General features: G+C 66.7%; 18 protein-coding genes. 7 read left to right on the forward strand and 11 right to left on the reverse strand.

The features are described 5' to 3' along the window. Nucleotides 1–12 precede the first annotated feature (12 nt). The 6 genes from AAFN88_RS12305 to rpsF form a co-directional block, all read right to left on the reverse strand. Nucleotides 13–786: an ABC transporter permease gene (locus tag AAFN88_RS12305; protein WP_347520606.1), complete on the reverse strand. Its 774-nt coding sequence runs from the start codon at nt 784–786 to the stop codon at nt 13–15. Nucleotides 787–792: 6 nt separating this feature from the next. Continuing rightward, nucleotides 793–1,950, reverse strand: a complete 1,158-nt coding sequence (gene alr, locus AAFN88_RS12310; RefSeq protein ID WP_347520607.1) for an alanine racemase — start codon at nt 1,948–1,950, stop codon at nt 793–795. Continuing rightward, nucleotides 1,925–3,445 carry a replicative DNA helicase gene (locus AAFN88_RS12315; protein WP_347521664.1) on the reverse strand — a complete coding sequence of 507 codons (1,521 nt, stop codon included), beginning with the start codon at nt 3,443–3,445 and terminating at the stop codon, nt 1,925–1,927. Before AAFN88_RS12315 ends, alr begins: the two co-directional genes overlap by 26 nt. A gap of 198 nt (nt 3,446–3,643) precedes the next feature. Continuing rightward, complete coding sequence (gene rplI / locus AAFN88_RS12320) at nt 3,644–4,288, reverse strand: 50S ribosomal protein L9 (RefSeq protein WP_347520608.1); 645 nt, start codon at nt 4,286–4,288, stop codon at nt 3,644–3,646. A gap of 22 nt (nt 4,289–4,310) precedes the next feature. Then, nucleotides 4,311–4,565 (reverse strand): 30S ribosomal protein S18, encoded by a 255-nt coding sequence (gene rpsR / locus AAFN88_RS12325; RefSeq protein WP_347520609.1) that lies wholly within the window; start codon nt 4,563–4,565, stop codon nt 4,311–4,313. Next, nucleotides 4,562–5,062: a 30S ribosomal protein S6 gene (rpsF, locus tag AAFN88_RS12330; RefSeq protein WP_347520610.1), complete on the reverse strand. Its 501-nt coding sequence runs from the start codon at nt 5,060–5,062 to the stop codon at nt 4,562–4,564. Before rpsF ends, rpsR begins: the two co-directional genes overlap by 4 nt. Before the next feature lie 450 nt (nt 5,063–5,512). Between rpsF and fabD the strand changes: the two genes are divergently transcribed. The 5 genes from fabD to mltG all read left to right on the forward strand — a co-directional run bounded on the left by fabD (nt 5,513) and on the right by mltG (nt 10,015). Continuing rightward, the gene (fabD, locus tag AAFN88_RS12335) at nt 5,513–6,454 is read left to right on the forward strand and encodes an ACP S-malonyltransferase (RefSeq protein WP_347520611.1); all 942 of its coding nucleotides are present in this window, start codon (nt 5,513–5,515) and stop codon (nt 6,452–6,454) included. A gap of 71 nt (nt 6,455–6,525) precedes the next feature. Then, the gene (gene fabG, locus AAFN88_RS12340) at nt 6,526–7,263 is read left to right on the forward strand and encodes a 3-oxoacyl-[acyl-carrier-protein] reductase (protein WP_347520612.1); all 738 of its coding nucleotides are present in this window, start codon (nt 6,526–6,528) and stop codon (nt 7,261–7,263) included. 163 nt (nt 7,264–7,426) lie between these two features. Continuing rightward, entirely contained in the window at nt 7,427–7,663 is a 237-nt protein-coding gene (locus tag AAFN88_RS12345) for an acyl carrier protein (RefSeq protein ID WP_347520613.1), read from the forward strand. Nucleotides 7,664–7,741: 78 nt separating this feature from the next. Next, on the forward strand, nt 7,742–9,007 hold the full coding sequence (gene fabF / locus AAFN88_RS12350) for a beta-ketoacyl-ACP synthase II (protein WP_347520614.1): 1,266 nt from the start codon (nt 7,742–7,744) through the stop codon (nt 9,005–9,007). 9 nt (nt 9,008–9,016) lie between these two features. Then, complete coding sequence (mltG, locus tag AAFN88_RS12355; RefSeq protein WP_347520615.1) at nt 9,017–10,015, forward strand: endolytic transglycosylase MltG; 999 nt, start codon at nt 9,017–9,019, stop codon at nt 10,013–10,015. Between the two features lie 10 nt (nt 10,016–10,025). Here the strand turns inward: mltG and AAFN88_RS12360 are convergent, their stop codons facing one another. Continuing rightward, nucleotides 10,026–10,799: an SDR family NAD(P)-dependent oxidoreductase gene (locus AAFN88_RS12360; protein ID WP_347520616.1), complete on the reverse strand. Its 774-nt coding sequence runs from the start codon at nt 10,797–10,799 to the stop codon at nt 10,026–10,028. 170 nt (nt 10,800–10,969) lie between these two features. Here AAFN88_RS12360 and AAFN88_RS12365 point away from each other — a divergent pair, with 170 nt between their 5' ends. Beyond that, nucleotides 10,970–11,842: a YicC/YloC family endoribonuclease gene (locus AAFN88_RS12365; protein ID WP_347520617.1), complete on the forward strand. Its 873-nt coding sequence runs from the start codon at nt 10,970–10,972 to the stop codon at nt 11,840–11,842. Between the two features lie 4 nt (nt 11,843–11,846). Next, complete coding sequence (gene gmk / locus AAFN88_RS12370; protein ID WP_347520618.1) at nt 11,847–12,485, forward strand: guanylate kinase; 639 nt, start codon at nt 11,847–11,849, stop codon at nt 12,483–12,485. Here gmk and rsmA read toward each other — a convergent pair. The 4 genes from rsmA to AAFN88_RS12390 form a co-directional block, all read right to left on the reverse strand. Then, entirely contained in the window at nt 12,482–13,324 is an 843-nt protein-coding gene (gene rsmA / locus AAFN88_RS12375; protein ID WP_347520619.1) for a 16S rRNA (adenine(1518)-N(6)/adenine(1519)-N(6))-dimethyltransferase RsmA, read from the reverse strand. The genes gmk and rsmA overlap by 4 nt on opposite strands. Continuing rightward, nucleotides 13,321–14,307, reverse strand: a complete 987-nt coding sequence (gene pdxA, locus AAFN88_RS12380; RefSeq protein ID WP_347520620.1) for a 4-hydroxythreonine-4-phosphate dehydrogenase PdxA — start codon at nt 14,305–14,307, stop codon at nt 13,321–13,323. Before pdxA ends, rsmA begins: the two co-directional genes overlap by 4 nt. 87 nt (nt 14,308–14,394) lie before the next feature. Next, complete coding sequence (locus tag AAFN88_RS12385; protein WP_347520621.1) at nt 14,395–15,378, reverse strand: peptidylprolyl isomerase; 984 nt, start codon at nt 15,376–15,378, stop codon at nt 14,395–14,397. A gap of 156 nt (nt 15,379–15,534) precedes the next feature. Then, nucleotides 15,535–17,709, reverse strand: a complete 2,175-nt coding sequence (locus AAFN88_RS12390) for an LPS assembly protein LptD (RefSeq protein ID WP_347520622.1) — start codon at nt 17,707–17,709, stop codon at nt 15,535–15,537. Nucleotides 17,710–17,719 lie beyond the last annotated feature (10 nt).

Genomic DNA, 17,719 nt, shown 5'->3' on the forward strand with positions numbered 1-17,719 from the left:
CGGGAGAATCGTTCATCGGGCGAAGAACAGCTCGGTGATGAAGTAGTTGAAGCTGAGGATCAGGATCGAGGCGGAAACCACGGCGTTGGTGGTCGCGGCGCCGACGCCCTGTGCGCCGCCGCGCGAGTTGTAGCCGTGGTAGCAGCCCATCAACGTCACCAGAAAGCCGAAAACGGCCGCCTTCACCAGACCGGAGATCACGTCCTGGGCCTCGATGAAGTCCCAGGTGTTCTGCAAATAGGCGGCCGGGTTGAAGCCCAGCTTCTGGGTCGAGACGATGTAGCCGCCGAAGACGCCGATGATGTCGGCGATCAGCACCAGGATCGGCAGCATGGTCAGGCCCGCGATGAGGCGCGGCGCGATCAGGTACTTGAAGGGGTTGGTCGCCAGGGTGTCGAGGGCGTCGATCTGCTCGGTCACCCGCATGGTGCCGATCTCCGCGGCCATGGAGGCGCCGACGCGTCCGGCGACCATGAGGCCGGCCAGCACCGGCCCCAACTCACGGGTGATCGAGACCACCACCACGTTGGGGATTGCGCTCTCCGCCGAGAAACGGGCGAAGCCGGTATAGCTCTGCAGCGCCAGCACCATGCCTGTGAAGATGGCGGTGAGGCCGACCACCGGCAGGGAGTAGTAGCCGATCTCGATCATCTGCCGAAGGATCAGGCGCGGGTAGTAGGGCGGCCGCAGGCAGTGCGACAGCGACATGATCGTAAAAAGGGACAGCCGGCCGGTGGCTTCCAGGAAAACCAGAAAGGTGCGGCCGATCGGCTGGAGAATCGGCATTAATGACTAATCCAAATAGACCCGATGGTAGCGCGCTCCCAGGGAGGTCAGGATCTCGTAACCGATCGTTCCGGCTTCGTCCGCCAGAGCGTCGACGTCTTGCTCGCCGTTCAGCAGTTCCGCCCAGAGACCGGGGCGGACCGCGTCCGGTGCAACTCCGGTCACATCCAGCGCAAGCAAATCCATGGAGACTCGTCCAACCACAGGAACCCGATGACCGGCAACCCAGGCATGGCCGCGATTGGAAATCGACCGGAGATAGCCATCGGCGTAGCCGGCGGCGACGGTCGCGATTCGGGCCGGCCCCGTGGCGCGGTGCGAGGCACCATAGCCAACGGTCTGAGGAGCGTCAATCTGCCGGACTTGCAGGATTTTCGCCCGCAGTTGCACCACCGGTTGCATCGGATTCGGCGCCCCCGGCGTGGGATTCACCCCGTAGAGCGCCACCCCCGGGCGGCCCAGGTCGAAATGGTAGTCGCGGCCCAGGAAGATTCCCGAGGAGTTGCAGAAGGACACCGGGGCGCGGGGCAGCGCTGGGAGGGCCGCCTTCAGGGCCGCGAGCTGCCCGGCGTTCATCGGGTGGTCCGGCTCGTCGGCGCAGGCCAGGTGGCTGAGGATGCAGGTCGGCACCAGGCCGGCCAGGCGCTCCGGGTCGCCGCGCAACGCTTCCACCTCGTCGGGCGGCAGTCCCAGGCGGCACATGCCGCTGTCCAGGTGGACGGCGGCCGGCAGGGCCGCCCCGCGCGCCCGGCAGAAAGCGGTCCAGGCGTCGATCTCGCCCAGCGAGTTCAGCACCGGCAGGATGTTGTGCTCGGCGTAGTCCGCCTCGGCCCCGGGCATGAGGCCGTTCAGCACGTAGAGAGCAACGGCGGGATGGCAGCGGTCGAGCAGGGGGCGCAGCCTCAGGGCCTCGTCGAGCTGGGCGACGAAGACGGAACGCGCTCCGGCCTTGACCAGCACCGGGGCCACCCGCTCTGCGCCCAGGCCGTAGCCGTCGGCCTTCACCACCGCCGCCACCGCCTTCTCCAGGAAGGCGGCCTTGAGGCGGCGGTAGTTCTCGGCGATGGCGGCCAGGTCGACGGTCAGCACGCCGGCGGCGCGGGGTGAGACGTCCGACAAGGCAGCCGTCGCCGCCAGCTCAGTAGTGGTCGGGGAGGTGGTCATCGGCGACCAGGTCGCTGAAGCGCGTGGTGTCGCCGTCGAAGGCGAATTCGCGTGAGCCGATCGGGCCGTGACGCTGCTTGGCGATGATGATCTCAGCCTTGCCGTAGGCGCGCTCGCAACGTTCCTTCCAGCGCTCCAGGCGTTCGTGGAACTTGTTGTCGTCCTCGCCGTCGCGCTGGGTCGGCTCGGCGCGCTCGGCGTAGTACTGCTCACGGTAGATGAACATGACCACGTCGGCGTCCTGCTCGATCGATCCGGACTCGCGCAGGTCTGAGAGCTGCGGGCGCTTGTCCTCGCGCTGCTCGACGGCGCGCGAGAGCTGCGACAGGGCGATGACCGGGACGTCCAGGTCCTTGGCCATGGCCTTGAGGCCGCGGGTGATCTCCGAGACCTCCTGCACGCGGTTGTCGCTGCGCTTGCCGGCCGGCGGCTGCATGAGCTGCAGGTAGTCGACGACGATCATGCTGAGCCCGTGCTGGCGTTTCAGGCGCCGGGCGCGCGTGCGCACCTGACTGACCGAGAGGGCCGGCGTGTCGTCGACGAACAGCGGCAGTTCGAAGAGCTGGCGGCTGGCCTCGAAGATAGCGTCGAACTCCTCGTCGCGGATATCGCCGCGGCGCATGGAGTCGGAGCGGACGCCGGTCCGCTCGGCGATGATGCGCGAAGCGAGCTGTTCGGCCGACATTTCGAGCGAGAAGAAGGCGACCGGTTGGCGCTGCTCGATGGGGTTGCCATCGGCGTCCTTCTCGGTGCGCGTGTCGGCGGCGACATTGAAGGCGATGTTGGTGGCCAGCGCCGTCTTGCCCATGGAGGGGCGGGCGGCGAGGATGAGCAGATCCGAGGGGTGGAAGCCGCCGAGCAGCTTGTCGAGATCGTTCAGTCCCGAGGCCACGCCCGCGAGGCCGTCGCGCTTCATGGCCGCTTCCGCCATGTGCAGCGATTCCAGCACCGCCGATTTGAAGGGGGCGAGGCCGCCCTCGGTCTCGCCGATCTCCGCAAGCTTGTAGAGCTTGTCCTCGGCCAGCGCGATCTGCTGGCTGGCGTCGATATCCAGATCGTAGTCGAAGGCGTCGTTGACCATGTCCTCGCCGAGATTGATCAACTGCCGGCGCAGGTAGAGGTCGTGGATCGTCTTGCCGTAGTCGACGGCGTTGATAATGGTGACGTAGCTCGACTGAAGCTGCGCGAGGTACTGGGCGCCGCCGACCTCGGCCAGGGCGCTTTCCTGCTCGAAAAGGTTCTTGAGCTGGATGGCGTTGGCGATCTGGCCGCGCTCGATCAGCTTGCCGCAGGCCTCGAAGATGCGCGCGTGCACGCCGTCGGAGAAGTGCTCGGGACGCAGGAAGTCGGCGACCTTCTCGTAGGCGGCGTTGTTGGCGAGGATGGCGCCCAAGAGGGCCTGCTCGGCCTCGTCGTTGGCCGGCGGCAGACGCAGATGGTCTTCGCCCGTGTGGGGGTCGTGCAACTGCGTTAGAGAGGGCTGTGTCGATTCCATGGCCACAACGAATACCGGATGGCCGTGCAGAATAGCAGATCGTTCCGCCAAGCAAACCGCCCTTGCCGGGGTGAGTTGGCTGCAAAGCGGGGATAAGGCCGTCGAGTGCGTGCTTGACAGCAAAGGGAAAAAGCAAAACGGCGGCTCCCGCTGAGGGGAGCCGCCGTTCTGATCTCAAGCGGTGGGACCGGGCAGGGATTAGCCCTGCGTGGTCTCCTCGCCGTCCGAGTCGCCGCCCGACTCGGCGGAGGCTTCGGCGTCGTCCGCAGGCGTCGTCGCCTCTTCCTGCTCGACGGCTTCGACCACCGCTTCGAGCTCGGCCTCGGCGGCCTCTTCGGCCTGGCGCATCTCTTCGGCCGTAACGACGCGGCCGCTCTCGATCTGCACCTGCGCCTCTTCCTCCGAACGCGCCACGTTGGCGGTGACGGTCACGACGACCTCTGGGTGCAGTTGCACGCGAACCTTGTGCAAGCCCAGCGTCTTGATCACCGAACCCAGGTCGATCTGGCGGCGGGCCACGGTGACGCCGGCGGCGGACACCGCCTCGGACACGTCGCGGCTGTTCACCGAACCGTAGAGCTGGCCGCTCTCGCCGGCCTGGCGGATCACGGTGACGGTCAGGCCGTCCAGATCCTTGGCCACGCGTTCGGCTTCCTCGCGTCGCTTCAGGTTATCGGCCTCGAGCTGAGAGCGCTCACTCTCGAAGCGGGCGAGATTGTCCTTCGTCGCCCGCAAGGCCTTCTTCTGCGGCAAGAGATAGTTGCGCGCGAAGCCCGGCTTGACCGACACCACGTCGCCCATCTGCCCCAGCTTCTCGATGCGCTCCATCAGGATCACTTCCATGTCTGTTCTCCTGCTTGGCCGCTTATTTCAGGACATAGGGCAGCAGAGCGAGGAAGCGCGCCCGCTTGATGGCGCGCGCCAGCTCACGCTGCTTCTTGGTCGACACCGCGGTGATGCGGCTCGGCACGATCTTGCCGCGCTCCGAGACGAAGCGCTGCAGCAGACGGGTGTCCTTGTAGTCGATCTTCGGCGCCTTGGGCCCGGAGAACGGGCAGCTCTTGCGGCGGCGGAAGAACGGGCGACGGCCACCGCCGCCACCGACGACTTGAACGGTCATTCTGCAGCTCCTTCACTGGCAGGGGCGCTGGCCGGCGCCGCGGCGCCGCCTTCGCTTTCACGGGCATTGTCACGCGGAGGACGCGGGCCGCGGGGGCCATCGCCCCGGGGGCCGTCACCGCCGAAGCGGCCGCCGCCGCGGCGGTCGCCGCGGGGGCCGCGGTCGTCACGGGTGTTGCGCTGCTGCATGACGATGGAGGGGCCTTCCTCCAGCTCCTCGACGCGCACGGTCATATAGCGGATCACGTCGTCGCTGAGGCGCATGTTGCGCTCCAGCTCGTGAAGCGCGGCCGCCGGGGCTTCGATGCGCAGCATCTGGTAGTGGCCCTTGCGGTTCTTCTTGATCCGATAGGCGAGGGTGCGCAGTCCCCAGTACTCGGAACCCGCGACACGGCCGCCATTGTCTTCGAGGATTTTGGTGTAGTCCGCGACCAGGCTCTCGACCTGGGACGCGGAAACGTCCTGGCGTGCGATCAGCACGCACTCATAGAATGCCATGGTTTACTCCCTCTGGCTGTTCGCGGACCGGCGCTGGTCGAAGTTCAGCCGCCCGGCCCTAGCCGGTTCCCATAAGCAGGATCCCGGCAAGGAGTGTTCCGCCGCCCCCGAAAGGGCTGCGAAGCGGCGGGACTATACACCTTATCCCCAGGCGCGCAAGCGCCATATCCCCAGGGCGCAAGCGCCAAATCCTCAGGGTGCAAGCGCCGTATCCCCAGGCGCGCAAGCACCGTGAAGGGGCCGCGCGGGCGCCGGAGCGCCGGGCTGCCGACCGGGGTGAGCGGGGGGGGGTCGGGAGGCTCCGGCGGGTGGCCCTAGCCTGGACGTTTACCTTCGTGATCCGCCATTTTCCGCCGTTTGCCCGCCGATCCGGCTTGACAGGCAGGGCTGTGTGGCTATGTCTGGGCGGCATTTCGTTCGCCTTTCCCATTTCTCGCGGAGTTGCCATTCATGAGCCTGGCGTTTGTGTTTCCGGGGCAGGGGTCCCAGGCCGTCGGCATGGGCCAGGCCTTGGCCGCCGCCTTTCCGGTGGCGCGGCACACCTTCGAAGAAGTCGACGATGCCCTGGGCCAGAAGCTGTCGCGGATCATGGCCGAAGGGCCGGAAGAACAACTGCGGCTCACCGAGAACGCCCAGCCGGCGCTGATGGCGGCCAGCCTGGCTGTGGTCCGGGTGCTGGAGAGCGAGGGCAACCTGAGCCTCGCCGACAAGGCGGCCTATGTGGCCGGGCACTCCCTGGGAGAATATTCCGCCCTGGCGGCCGCCGGCAGCCTGCAACTGGCCGATGCCGCGCGCCTGCTGCGCCGCCGCGGCCAGGCCATGCAGCAGGCCGTGCCGGTGGGCGAGGGCGCCATGGCGGCGGTCCTGGGCCTGGACCTGGAGGCCGCCCAGGCGGTGGCCGAGGAGGCGGCTCAGGGTGAAGTCTGCCAGGCGGCAAACGACAACGCCCCCGGCCAGGTGGTGCTCAGCGGCCACGCGGCGGCGGTGGAGCGTGCCATCGAGATCGCCAAGGAAAAGGGCGCCAAGCGGGCGATCCTGCTGCCGGTGAGCGCGCCTTTTCACTGCAGCCTCATGGCGCCGGCCGCCGAGGTCATGGCCGAGGCCCTGGCCGGCGTCGAAGTGAAGATGCCGGCGGTGCCGCTGGTGGCCAACGTCACCGCCAGCCACCTGAGCGACCCGGAGGAAATCCGCCGCAAGCTGGTGGAGCAGGTGACCGGCATGGTGCGCTGGCGCGAGAGCGTGGCCTATATGGCCGGCCAGGGAGTTGAGACCTTGGTGGAACTGGGGGCCGGCAAGGTGCTGAGCGGCCTCAGTAAACGGATCGACCGCAGCCTGAGCGCCTTGTCGGCGGAAACCCCGGAAGAAGTGGAAGCGGTTCTGGCACAGCTCTAGCCGCCGGGGCTGCCGCGTAGCCTCAACAGAAACGGGGCAGGTTCAAGCTTTATCGTCGTGGAGACGTCTTGATGTTTGATTTGACTGGAAAGATTGCGCTGGTGACCGGCGCTTCGGGCGGCATCGGCGGGGCCATCGCGCGGCGCCTGCACGGGCAGGGCGCCACGGTCGTGCTGAGCGGCACCCGGGCCGAGGCCCTGGAGGCGCTGGCCGGCGAACTGGGCGGGCGCACGCACGTCATGACCTGCAATCTGGGCGACCCCGCCGAGACCGATGCGCTGGTCGGACGGGTGGAGGGAGAAGCCGGTCAACTCGACATCCTGATCAACAACGCGGGGCTGACCCGCGACGGCCTGGCCATGCGCATGAAGGACGAGGACTGGCAGCAGGTCCTGGATGTGAATCTGACCGCCGCCTTCCGCCTGACCCGCGCCAGCCTGAAGGGCATGATGAAACGGCGCTGGGGCCGGGTCGTCAGCATCAGCTCCATCGTCGGCGTGACCGGGAATCCGGGCCAGGCGAACTATGCGGCTTCCAAGGCGGGCCTGATCGGCATGACCAAGTCGCTGGCCCAGGAAGTGGCGAGTCGCGGCATCACCGTGAACTGCGTGGCGCCGGGCATGATCGAAACCGCCATGACCGACGCACTGAACGACCAGCAGCGCGAGCGCATCCTCACGGCTATCCCAATGCAACGCCTTGGGAATGCAGAGGAAATCGCTTTCGGTGTGGTTTATCTCGCGAGCGAGGAAGCCGCCTACGTGACCGGCCAGACCTTGCATGTAAATGGCGGAATGGCCATGATATGACTCCTCCTGGGGGACACACTCGAAACAGGCGTCTGTAGGGCGTTGGCAAACCTTCAAGAACTGTGATAAGAGGCGGCGCCTTGCGCAGATGCGAGGTCGCCATTCATTTGGACGGTACCCGCTTCCCGCCAAGAAGCGTCTAAGAACCTGAGGGCTAATTCTTATGAGCAACGACATCGCCGAGCGCGTGAAAAAGATCGTCGTCGAGCATCTGGGCGTCGATGATGCAAAGGTTTCCGAGACTGCAAGTTTCATCGATGATCTGGGCGCCGACAGCCTGGATACGGTCGAACTGGTGATGGCTTTCGAGGAAGAATTCGGCTGCGAGATTCCCGACGACGCGGCGGAGAAGATCGTCACCGTCAAGGACGCGATCGACTTTATTCAGGAACACTCCTGACCGTAGGCGAAGGCGGCAGCTGCGCGCAGGCGTAGGCTGTCGCTCAACCGCCTCGCCGTACATAAGGTCGTTTGCCGTATGAGACGCGTTGTCGTTACAGGACTGGGACTGGTAACACCGCTGGGAAGCGGTGTTAGCCATGTTTGGGATCGGCTTCTCAATGGCCGCTCGGGCCTGCGCAGCATCCAGAGCTTCGATGTTTCCGATCTGCCGTCGAAGATCGCCGGCCAGGTGCCTCTGGGGGAGACCTCTGAGGGGCTGTTCAACGCGGACGACTATGTGGAGCCGAAGGACCAGCGCAAGCTGGACCGTTTCATCGTCTTCGGCATGGCCGCGGCGCAGCAGGCCATCGAGGATTCGGGCTGGAAGCCCGAAGCCGACGAGGACCGCTGGCGCACCGGCGTGATGATCGGCTCCGGCATCGGTGGCCTGGAGACCATCTTCGACGGCTCCATCACCGTGCACGAGCGCGGGCCGCGGCGGCTGTCTCCTTTCTTCATTCCGGCAGCGCTGATCAACCTGGTCTCCGGTCAGGTGTCGATCAAGCACGGCTTCAAGGGGCCGAACCATGCGGTGGTGACGGCCTGCTCGACGGGGGCGCACGCCATCGGCGATGCCGCCCGCCTGATCATGCTGGACGACGCGGACGTCATGGTCGCCGGCGGCGCGGAGGCGGCCGTCTGCCGCCTGGGCATTGCCGGCTTCTGCGCTTCGCGGGCGCTGTCGACCAAGTACAACGATACGCCGGAGCAAGGCTCGCGGCCCTGGGATGAAGGCCGCGACGGCTTCGTCATGGGCGAGGGCGCCGGCGTCATCGTGCTGGAAGAACTGGAGCACGCCAAGGCGCGCGGGGCGACGATCTACGCCGAGGTGGTCGGCTACGGCCTGTCCGGCGACGCCCACCACATCACGGCGCCGCCCGAAGACGGCAACGGCGGCTACCGGGCCATGCAAGCGGCGCTGAAGCGGGCCGGCCTGGACCCGAGCGACATCGACTACATCAACGCCCACGGCACTTCGACGCCGCTGGGCGACGAGATCGAAGTGGGCGCGGTCAAGCGCCTCTTCGGCAACGCGGTGGCGGAGCTTTCCATGTCCTCCACGAAGTCGGCCATCGGACATCTGCTCGGCGCAGCGGGCGCGGTGGAGGCGATCTTTTCGATCCTTGCCATCCGCGACAACGTGGTGCCGCCGACCCTGAACCTCGACAACCCCTCGCCGAGCTGTGCGAACATCGATCTGACGCCGCATACGGCCAAGGAGCGCCCGGTCCGCCGCGCGCTTTCCAATTCCTTCGGTTTCGGTGGCACCAACGCCAGTGTCGTCCTGGCCGAGTACCAGTAGCGGCCTCCCATGATGCGACGACTGGGCGGTATCGCCGTTGCTGTCGTCATTCTGCTCCTGCTCACCGCCGGCGGCGCCTGGGTCTATCTGCAACAGCAGTTCGAGGCGCCGGGGCCGCTTCAGGATGAGACCGTCCTGATCATCCCGCGCGGCGCGGGCCTGTCGGCCATCTCCGAAGACCTGTCAAAGGCCGGCGTCGTCGCCGATCCGCTGATCTTCAAATTCGGCGTGCGGCTCTTTGCGGACGCGACGGCGTTGAAGGCGGGGGAATATGCCTTCGCCGCCAGGAGTTCGATGCGCGAGGTGGCGGCTTTGCTCGCCAGCGGGCGCACCCTGGTGCACCGGCTGACCGTGCCGGAAGGCCTCACCAGCGCCGAGATCGTGGCCTTGCTGGAAGAGGCCGAGGCGCTGGAGGGCGAAACCGGCGAGGTGCCGCCGGAGGGAACGCTGCTGCCCGAGACCTATCATTTCCACCGCGGCGATCCCCGCGCCGACGTGCTGGCGCGGATGCGCCAGTCGATGGACGAGGCGCTGGCCGAGATCTGGGATCGGCGGGCGGAAAACCTGCCGTTGAAGAGTCCGGAGGAGGCGCTGGTGCTGGCTTCCATCATCGAGAAGGAGACGGGTGTCGACGGCGAGCGGGCGCTGGTCGCCGGGGTCTTCGTGAACCGCCTCGATAAGGGCATGCCGCTGCAATCGGATCCGACGGTCGTCTATGGCATCACGCTGGGCAAAGCGCCGCTGGGGCGGTCGCTGACGCGTAAGGATCTGGCCCAGGCAACTCCTTACAATACCTACCAGATCAATGGCCTGCCGCCGGGCCCCATCGCCAATCCGGGGCGTGCCGCCCTGGAGGCGGCGGTCAACCCGGCGCAGACCGAGTATCTCTACTTCGTTGCCGCCGGCGATGGCGGCCATGCCTTCGCCAAGACCTTGGCCGAGCACAACCGCAACGTCGCCAAGTGGCGCAAGCACCTGCGTTCCCTTAAGAAAAAACAGACGAACTAGCAGCCGTCCGTTATCCCGGCTCGGCCGGTTTCTCCGGTAGGCGGCGCAGCAGCGGATCGGTCCAGCCCGGGGGGAGCAGGGAGAGCAGCCAGACCGCCGCGAAGAGGCGGCGCGGAAAGACGATCCGCGCCTTGTCGGCGGCCAAGCCGCGCCGGATGATGCGGGCGGCCCGCCCGGCTTCCATGAGGAACGGCATGGGAAAGTCGTTCACCGCGGTCATACGGCTCTTCACGTAACCGGGGCAGATCACCGTTACCTGCAGTCCCTGGCGGTGCAACATGCCGCGCAGCGCCTCGCCCCAGACCCTGATGGCGGCCTTGGAGCCGCAATAGGCGGGGGCGCCGGGGAAGCCGCGGAAGGCGGCCAGGGAGGACATGATGGCGATCTGACCGCGCCGGCGCGGACGCATCAGGTCCGCCGCCGCCAGGCAGGTGTTGACGACGCCGTCGACGTTGACCGCCAGGATGGCGCGGGCCTGCTCGCCCGACTCGCCGAAGCTCCCGGTGCCCGCCGAGATGCCGGCATTGGCGATCACCAGGTCCAGGGGGTGGCTGCCGTCAATTTCCGCTATCCAGTCGGCCAAGGGCTCGCGGTGGCGCACGTCCAGGATGGCGGTGGCGACTTCGGCGCCGGCGGTGCGGCAGGCCTCGGCCACTTCGTCCAAGCGTTGCCGGTCGCGGCCGGTGAGGGCGAGAAAGACACCGGGCGCCGCATATTCGCGCGCCAGGGCTTCGCCGATACCGCTGGAACCGCCGGTGATGACGATGGATTTCGGGTCCTTCATGGGTCTTCCAGTCTCCGGGGCTTGGAGTTCCCGACTTGTTGAGAGTCGGGCAGCCCAGTATATAGGGGCACCGCCGGTGCGAGGGCAGGGTGTTTTCCCGCGCCGGCCGGCAGGGTAACGCAAAGGGCATCGGGGGCAAGGTGACGGGCGCCAGCAAAGCGGTTCACAGCATGACCGGCTTCGCCCGCCGCGACGGCGGCGACGAGGCAGCGAGTTGGACCTGGGAGGTCAAGAGCGTCAACGGCCGCAGCCTCGATATGCGCGCACGCCTGCCCCAGGGTTACGAGAGCCTGGACCCGGCGGTGCGCGCTGCGGTCAACGCCGCTTGCGCGCGCGGCAACGTCCAAGTGAATCTCTCCATGAAGCGCGGCGACGCGCCGCTGCAACTGCAGGTCAACGAGGCACTGCTTCAGCAGATCCTCGACCTCATGGCAGACCTGGAGAAGCGAACCAAGACGGCACCGGCGAGCCTGGACGGCCTGCTCGGCCTGCGCGGTATCCTGGAAGCGGTGGAAGAGGAAGAGTCGTCGGAACGCCAGGAGGCGCGCCTTGAGGCGCTGCAGTCCGACCTGCGGGCCGTGCTGGAGGCCCTGGTCGCCATGCGTGCGGCCGAAGGCGCCCGCCTGCAGGAACTGGCGCGCGGCCACATCGACGAGATCGAGCGCCTGGCCAGGGCGGCGCGAAGCTGCGCGGCGACCCAGCCGGAAGCCCTGCGCCAGCGCCTGAAGGACCTGCTTGCCCTGCTGCTGGAGGAAAACACCGGCGTTTCCGAGGACCGGCTGGCCCAGGAGCTGGCGATTCTTGCCGGCAAGGCCGACGTGCGCGAGGAACTGGACCGTCTCGCCGCCCATGTCGCCGCCTCGCGCGAGCTGCTTGCCCAGGGGGGCGCTATCGGGCGCAAGCTCGATTTCCTCTGCCAGGAGTTCAATCGCGAGGCCAACACGCTTTGCTCCAAGTCCGCAGACGTTGAACTGACGCGTATCGGCCTCGATCTCAAATCGGCGATCGAGCAATTGCGCGAGCAGGTCCAGAACATCGAGTAGGCAGATGGTCGATACCGACATAAAGCGGCGGGGATTGATGCTCGTGCTTTCCTCGCCTTCGGGCGCCGGCAAGACCACGATTTCGCGGCGTCTTCTCGAAACCGACGACAACCTCTCGCTCTCGATCTCGGCGACGACGCGTCCGGCACGGCCGGGCGAGGTGGAGGGCAAGGATTACTATTTTGTCGATCAGAACCGCTTCGACGCAATGGTCGCCGGCGGAGAGATGCTGGAATACGCCCAGGTCTTCGGCAACAACTATGGCACGCCGCGCGCGCCGGTGGAGAGCGCGTTGGAAGCCGGCCGCGACGTGCTGTTCGACATCGATTGGCAGGGCACGCAGCAGGTGCGTGAGGCCGCGCGCGAGGATCTGGTGAGTGTCTTCATCCTGCCGCCCTCGACCGAGGAGTTGGAGCGCCGTCTCTATGCGCGCGCGCAGGATAGCGAGGAGGTGGTGCGGGCCCGCATGGCCAAGGCCGCCGACGAGATGAGCCACTGGGCCGAGTACGACTACATCATCATCAACGACGACGTGGACAGGAGCGTCGAGCAGGTCGAGGCGATTCTCACCGCCGAACGCCTGAAGCGCGAACGCCGCATCGGCCTCGGCGCTTTCGTCAAAGGACTTCAGACCGGCAGCTAGCCGCCTGCGATACAGTCCGCCAAGGCACAGAAATCTTCCACCGACAGCTCTTCGGCCCGCGCCGTCGGCGCGATGCCCGTCGCCTCGAACCAGGGCGCGGGGTTGCCGAGCGACTTCAGGCTTTGGCGCAGCATCTTGCGGCGTTGGCCGAAGGCGGCAGCAGTGACCTTCTCCAGGCTCTCCAGCGAGGCCGGTGCCAGCGGCTCTTCGCGCGGGACGATCGACACCACGGTGGAGGTGACCTTGGGCGGTGGGGTGAAGGCCCTGGGCGGGATGTCGAACAGCGCGCGCGCGCGGCAGAGCCACTGAGTAAGGACCGAGAGGCGGCCGTAGTCGCGGCTGCGTGGCGCGGCGACCAGACGCCCGGCGACCTCTTTCTGGAACATCAGCGTCATCGCCGAGAAGGCTTTGGGATCGGCTGCAAGGGCGATCAGCCATCTCACCAGCAGGGCGGTCGAGATGTTGTAGGGAAGGTTGGAGACGATCTGGCGCGGCGCCGTGCCCAACTCCGCCAAGTCGATCTCCAGGGCGTCACCCTCCACCACCTCCAGCCGGCCGGGATAGGCCGCCGCCAGCTCGGCCAGCGCTTCTAAACAGCGGCTGTCCTTCTCCACGGCGACAACCTGGGCGGCACCCTCGGCCAAGAGGGCGCGGGTCAGGCCGCCGGGGCCGGGGCCGACTTCGATGACGCTGCCTCTGTCGATGCCGGGGGCGGCCCTGGCGATACGGCCGGTGAGGTTGAGGTCCAGGAGGAAGTGCTGACCTAAGGATTTGCGTGCGCCCAGGCCGTGACGCGCGATTACTTCGCGGAGAGGAGGCAGGCCGGCGGGTCCGCTCATCGGTGTGTGAAGGCCTGCGAGGCCGCCGACATCTCCGCAGCCGTCCTCAAGGCGGCTTCCAAGCTGGCCGGTGATGCGGTGCCTTGGCCGGCAATGTCCAGCGCCGTGCCGTGGTCGGGCGAGGTGCGGATGATCGGCAGCCCCAGGGTCACGTTCACGCCGCCGTCGAAGTCGATCGTCTTGATCGGGATCAGCGCCTGATCGTGGTACATGCACAGCGCGGCGTCGTAGTTGCGGCGTGCGGCGGCATGGAACAGGGTGTCCGCCGGGACCGGGCCGAAAGCGGCAATGCCGTCCTCCTGCAGCCGGCGAACCGCAGGCGCGATGATGGTGCTCTCCTCGTTGCCCAGCCTGCCGCCTTCACCGGCGTGAGGGTTGAGGCCGCTAATGGCGAGGCGCGGGGCCGCAATGCCGAAACGCCGCTGCAAAGCCTGGGCGGTAACGCGGCCGGCTTGAACGATCCCCTCGGTGGTCAGCACCTCGGGAACCCGGCGGAGCGGCAAGTGCACAGTGACCGGGACCACGCGCAATGCGGCGCAGGCCAGCATCATCACAGGCGGCTGTTCGCTGGCGCAGAGCTCGGCCAGAAATTCGGTGTGGCCGGGATGCTCGAAACCGGACTCCATCAGGACCAGCTTATGGATTGGATTGGTGACGACCCCGGCGGCCGTGCCTTCCAGGGTCAGGGCGACGCCCTGGCGGATCGCTTCCAGCACCGCTTCGGCGTTGGCCGGGTCTAGGCGGCCCGGCTCCGAGGCGACCGGCTGGGGCAGGGGCAGCACTGGCAGCGCGTCCGCAAAGACCCGCATGGCGTCGTCGGGGGCGCCGATGGCCTGGATCGGCACCTCCCAGCCCAGGAGGCCGGCAAGACGGCCCAGGCGCTGTGGGTCGTCGATGACGAAGAACACGGGGGATCCGGTCTCGTACCGGCGGCGCCAAGCAAGCAGCGTCGTTTCTCCGCCGATGCCGGCTGGTTCTCCCATGGTCACCGCCAGAGGCGGTGCCGCCGGTGATGGCCGGGTCAAGGGACCGGACGGAGCGGGGCGGGCGGGCCGCCGAACACGGTGGCTTCAGATGCGGACATCGACGTTCGCCAGACGCCGCAGTTCCTGGAGGGACCTCTGGGCAAGCTGGTCCGTGCGCTGATTGGCCAGATTTTCTTCGATGCGCGTGCGGTCGATGTTCTGGCCCTCGTTCTTGCGCATGTCACGCAGCAACAGGATATGAAAGCCGGAGATCGTGCGGACCGGGCCGGCGATCTCTCCCGGCCCCATGCGGGCGAGAGCGGTGTTCAGCGGCTCTTCGAGCTCGCCGTCGCGGACCCAGCCCAGATCCCCGCCCAGAGAGGCCGTGCCCGATTGGGAGAACTGGCGGGCGAGCCCTGCGAAGTTGGCGCCGCGGCGCAGTTCCTCCAACAGGCGGTTGGCGTTGTTCATGGCCTCGGCTTCCTTGGCGGCCGTCTCTATAGGCACGAATATTTCCGCGACGCGGCGCTCGATGGATCCGCGCCGGGCCGCCAGGCGGTTGGCGACTTCTTCGATTTCCTCGTTGGAGACGACGACGTTCGGCCGGATACGCCGGAGAATCACGCTCCGCCAGGCGATCTGAGCGCGGATCTGGTCGATGAGAGTGGTCGGTATGACGCCGCGATTACGCAGCATCGTTAGGAACTGGCCCTCGGTCATCTTGTTTTGCTGGGCGATCTGCTCCAGCGCGCCGGCAACCTGGACGTCCGGCACCGAGATGTCGAGGCGCTTGGCCTCCTGCATTTGCAGCCGCTCGTCGATCAGGCCGCGCAGAACCTGAGGCGTCAGCCTGCGGCGGACTTCCTGGGTGTCCTCTACACCGGCGGCGATGATGACCAGTTGCAGGCGCATGGCAAGGTCGAGAACCGAGATGATGTCATCGTTCACGACCGCCGCCGGGCGGAATAGATCGGATTGCGCATGGGCCCGTTCGACAGGCCAGCTTGTCGCCAGGAGCAGCAGGCAGGCGGCAAAAAGGGCACCGCGCCGCGCAACCTGGAATGGTCTTTGCATCATAGTGAGTGGCATTACCCGGAAATTCCAAAGAAGCAGGCCGCAGTATATCCCGCCGGGTCCGGTCGGTTCAAACGGAAGCTGAGGGCCGCGGAGCCCCGGCGCGCGAGGGTTCCCGAGGCGGGTTCCCCGGGGCCGAAGGCCGCCGGCGCTTTTTCGGCGGCTTCCGGGTCAGCCGCCGGAGGCCTCTCCGAGATGCCGGAAGACGACTCGAACGAAGATGCTGTCGTCGTCCTCGATGTCGCGGTCGCGATAGTTGCTGCGCTGCGCGACGCCTTCTATGAGGAAGCATTCGTCCTGGTAGGCGAGGCTGATCGCCGAGCGCAGAGACTGGTCGCTGATCAGGTCGCGGCGATGGCTGAAGCCGACCGTCCAGTTCTCGGAAATGCGCGAACTGATCCCGAACCGGATTTCCTCGCGGTCGCCGAACTCGTCGGTGCCGCCGTCCTTGTTGATGAAGAAGTAGGAGAGATCGAGATTGAGGGCCGGCGGGCCGATATTCGCGTCAAGCTCGCTGCGCTGTGCGTTGAGATCGTCCTTGTCGAGACGGAACCGATAGAGCAGGTCCAGATCCTTCAAGGGCTTCACTTGCACGCGGCCGACGATGTCGGAGAACTTGTCCTCAAGGCCGGAGCCTTCCGCGAAGACGTCGCGATTCTCGTTCAGGCGGTAGCTCTGGCCGATGAAAGCGCCCGCAGAGCCGCTCTCGCCGAAGGCCCCGGTCCATTTGATGCCGTAGTCGAAGCGGGTGCCGGAATCCACCCTGTCATGGCCGGCAAAGCGGTTGAGCTTGAATAGGTTGGTGTCGTCGAACTCGAAGTCCTGGCTGTCCTCGTTGGGGATTTCGCTGGGGTTCGAGCCGTTCGGGGCCAGAACCGCCTGCACGATGGGTTCGACGACCTGCCGGAACGAGCCATCCTGTCGGACCCAGGGATAGCGCCATTTGACGGCGAACTGGGGAAAGACCCGGCCCGTAGTCTCGCCGCCCGGTGCGTTGGACGGGTTGACGCTGCTGGAGCCCGGGACCACGCCGTGCGTCCAATAGCCGTCGGCCTGCACTTGCGCGGTGACCTCGTAAATGTCGCCCAGAGGGCTCGTATAGGGCAGGTGATAGCCGCCGACGAAGGAGAGGCGCCGGCTGTCTCTGCCCTCGATGCGGGTCAGCGCCATGAGACTGGTGTCGGCAGTGATGTAGCCGCCCGGCAGGCCGAAGAGGTTGGGCTCGCTGACGAAGTCGTATTCGGCCAGAGGAGCGACGATGGGAAGCTCGTTGTTCCTATCGCTGCTGCGCTGGCCCTGATAGGCGAAGCCGCGGACGGCGGCGTAGTTGCGGCCCTTCAGGCCTTCGAGATAGGCGGTGCTGGTCAGGGTGCGCGACGAATCGAAATCGTAGGCGCGCAGATAGGTGTCGTCGCTGCTGCGTTTGGCCTCGAAGCCCCAGCGCCAAGTCTGATCGAGCTCGAACTGGCCTTCGGCGTCGATGTGGCCGCGGAACCGGTCCTTGGCGACGTTCCCGCCGCTTTCCTCGCGGTCGGCGATGGTGGCGCTGCCGGCCGCGCGCAGTTCGCCGTCGGTGAAGAGCTGGCGGTACTCGCCGGTCAGGTTGACGCCCTGTTCCGTCGACAGGATGGGTGCGACCGTCAGGTCCTTGTCGTCGTCCAGCACCCAGAAATAGGGAACCTCCAGCGCATAGCCGAGAAAGTCGCTGCTTCCGACGGTGGGAGCCAGGAAGCCGCTGCGGCGGTCGACCGTGGGGTCGGGATGCTCGAGGTAGGGAGTGTAGAGGACCGGAATACCGAAGAATTCCAGCCAGGCGTCGTAGTAGATGACGTCCTTGGCTTCTTGGTCGTGAATGACTTCGGCGGCCTTGATCTGCCACAGGGGCGCGCGGGTGGGATCGTCCCGGCAGAGCTCGCAGGGGCTGAAGACGCCTTTGCTGAACTCCGTACGATTGCCGCCCGTTCGGGTGCCGCTGGCCGCGGCGATTCGCGTCTTGTCCGCCATCAGGATGCGGATATCGCGGATGAAGCCTTCCCTCAGATCGCCCGTAAGCTCGACGAAATCGGCGAAGACCGTATCGCCGCTCGGCTCGACGAGCGTGATGTTACCCTCGGCCGTTACGATGTCCTGGTTGATGTCGTAGGTGACTTCGTCGGCGAGCAGCACGCGGTCGGACTGACTGATTTCCACGTTGCCCCGGGCGATGACGAGGCCGTTTTCCTCGTCGTAGGTCAATTCGTCGGCGGTAATCAGCGCCGGCGTGTTCTCCAGCGCTTCGATGTTGACATCCTGCGCAAGCGCCGCATCCCCGAAGGCGGCAAGCAATGCATATAGCGCGGCAGCCATGGCCGCCGTT

The sequence above is a fragment of the Pelagibius sp. CAU 1746 genome (assembly GCF_039839785.1).
Lineage (GTDB): Bacteria > Pseudomonadota > Alphaproteobacteria > Kiloniellales > Kiloniellaceae > Pelagibius.

Excerpts from the sequence above, each read along its gene's own strand:
- AAFN88_RS12305 (WP_347520606.1), bottom strand. The coding sequence starts at position 786 with ATGCCGATTCTCCAGCCGATCGGCCGCACCTTTCTGGTTTTCCTGGAA.
- alr (WP_347520607.1), bottom strand. The coding sequence starts at position 1,950 with ATGACCACCTCCCCGACCACTACTGAGCTGGCGGCGACGGCTGCCTTG.
- AAFN88_RS12315 (WP_347521664.1), bottom strand. The coding sequence starts at position 3,445 with ATGGAATCGACACAGCCCTCTCTAACGCAGTTGCACGACCCCCACACG.
- rplI (WP_347520608.1), bottom strand. The coding sequence starts at position 4,288 with ATGGAAGTGATCCTGATGGAGCGCATCGAGAAGCTGGGGCAGATGGGC.
- rpsR (WP_347520609.1), bottom strand. The coding sequence starts at position 4,565 with ATGACCGTTCAAGTCGTCGGTGGCGGCGGTGGCCGTCGCCCGTTCTTC.
- rpsF (WP_347520610.1), bottom strand. The coding sequence starts at position 5,062 with ATGGCATTCTATGAGTGCGTGCTGATCGCACGCCAGGACGTTTCCGCG.
- fabD (WP_347520611.1), top strand. The coding sequence starts at position 5,513 with ATGAGCCTGGCGTTTGTGTTTCCGGGGCAGGGGTCCCAGGCCGTCGGC.
- fabG (WP_347520612.1), top strand. The coding sequence starts at position 6,526 with ATGTTTGATTTGACTGGAAAGATTGCGCTGGTGACCGGCGCTTCGGGC.
- AAFN88_RS12345 (WP_347520613.1), top strand. The coding sequence starts at position 7,427 with ATGAGCAACGACATCGCCGAGCGCGTGAAAAAGATCGTCGTCGAGCAT.
- fabF (WP_347520614.1), top strand. The coding sequence starts at position 7,742 with ATGAGACGCGTTGTCGTTACAGGACTGGGACTGGTAACACCGCTGGGA.
- mltG (WP_347520615.1), top strand. The coding sequence starts at position 9,017 with ATGATGCGACGACTGGGCGGTATCGCCGTTGCTGTCGTCATTCTGCTC.
- AAFN88_RS12360 (WP_347520616.1), bottom strand. The coding sequence starts at position 10,799 with ATGAAGGACCCGAAATCCATCGTCATCACCGGCGGTTCCAGCGGTATC.
- AAFN88_RS12365 (WP_347520617.1), top strand. The coding sequence starts at position 10,970 with ATGACCGGCTTCGCCCGCCGCGACGGCGGCGACGAGGCAGCGAGTTGG.
- gmk (WP_347520618.1), top strand. The coding sequence starts at position 11,847 with ATGGTCGATACCGACATAAAGCGGCGGGGATTGATGCTCGTGCTTTCC.
- rsmA (WP_347520619.1), bottom strand. The coding sequence starts at position 13,324 with ATGAGCGGACCCGCCGGCCTGCCTCCTCTCCGCGAAGTAATCGCGCGT.
- pdxA (WP_347520620.1), bottom strand. The coding sequence starts at position 14,307 with ATGGGAGAACCAGCCGGCATCGGCGGAGAAACGACGCTGCTTGCTTGG.
- AAFN88_RS12385 (WP_347520621.1), bottom strand. The coding sequence starts at position 15,378 with ATGCCACTCACTATGATGCAAAGACCATTCCAGGTTGCGCGGCGCGGT.
- AAFN88_RS12390 (WP_347520622.1), bottom strand. The coding sequence starts at position 17,709 with ATGGCTGCCGCGCTATATGCATTGCTTGCCGCCTTCGGGGATGCGGCG.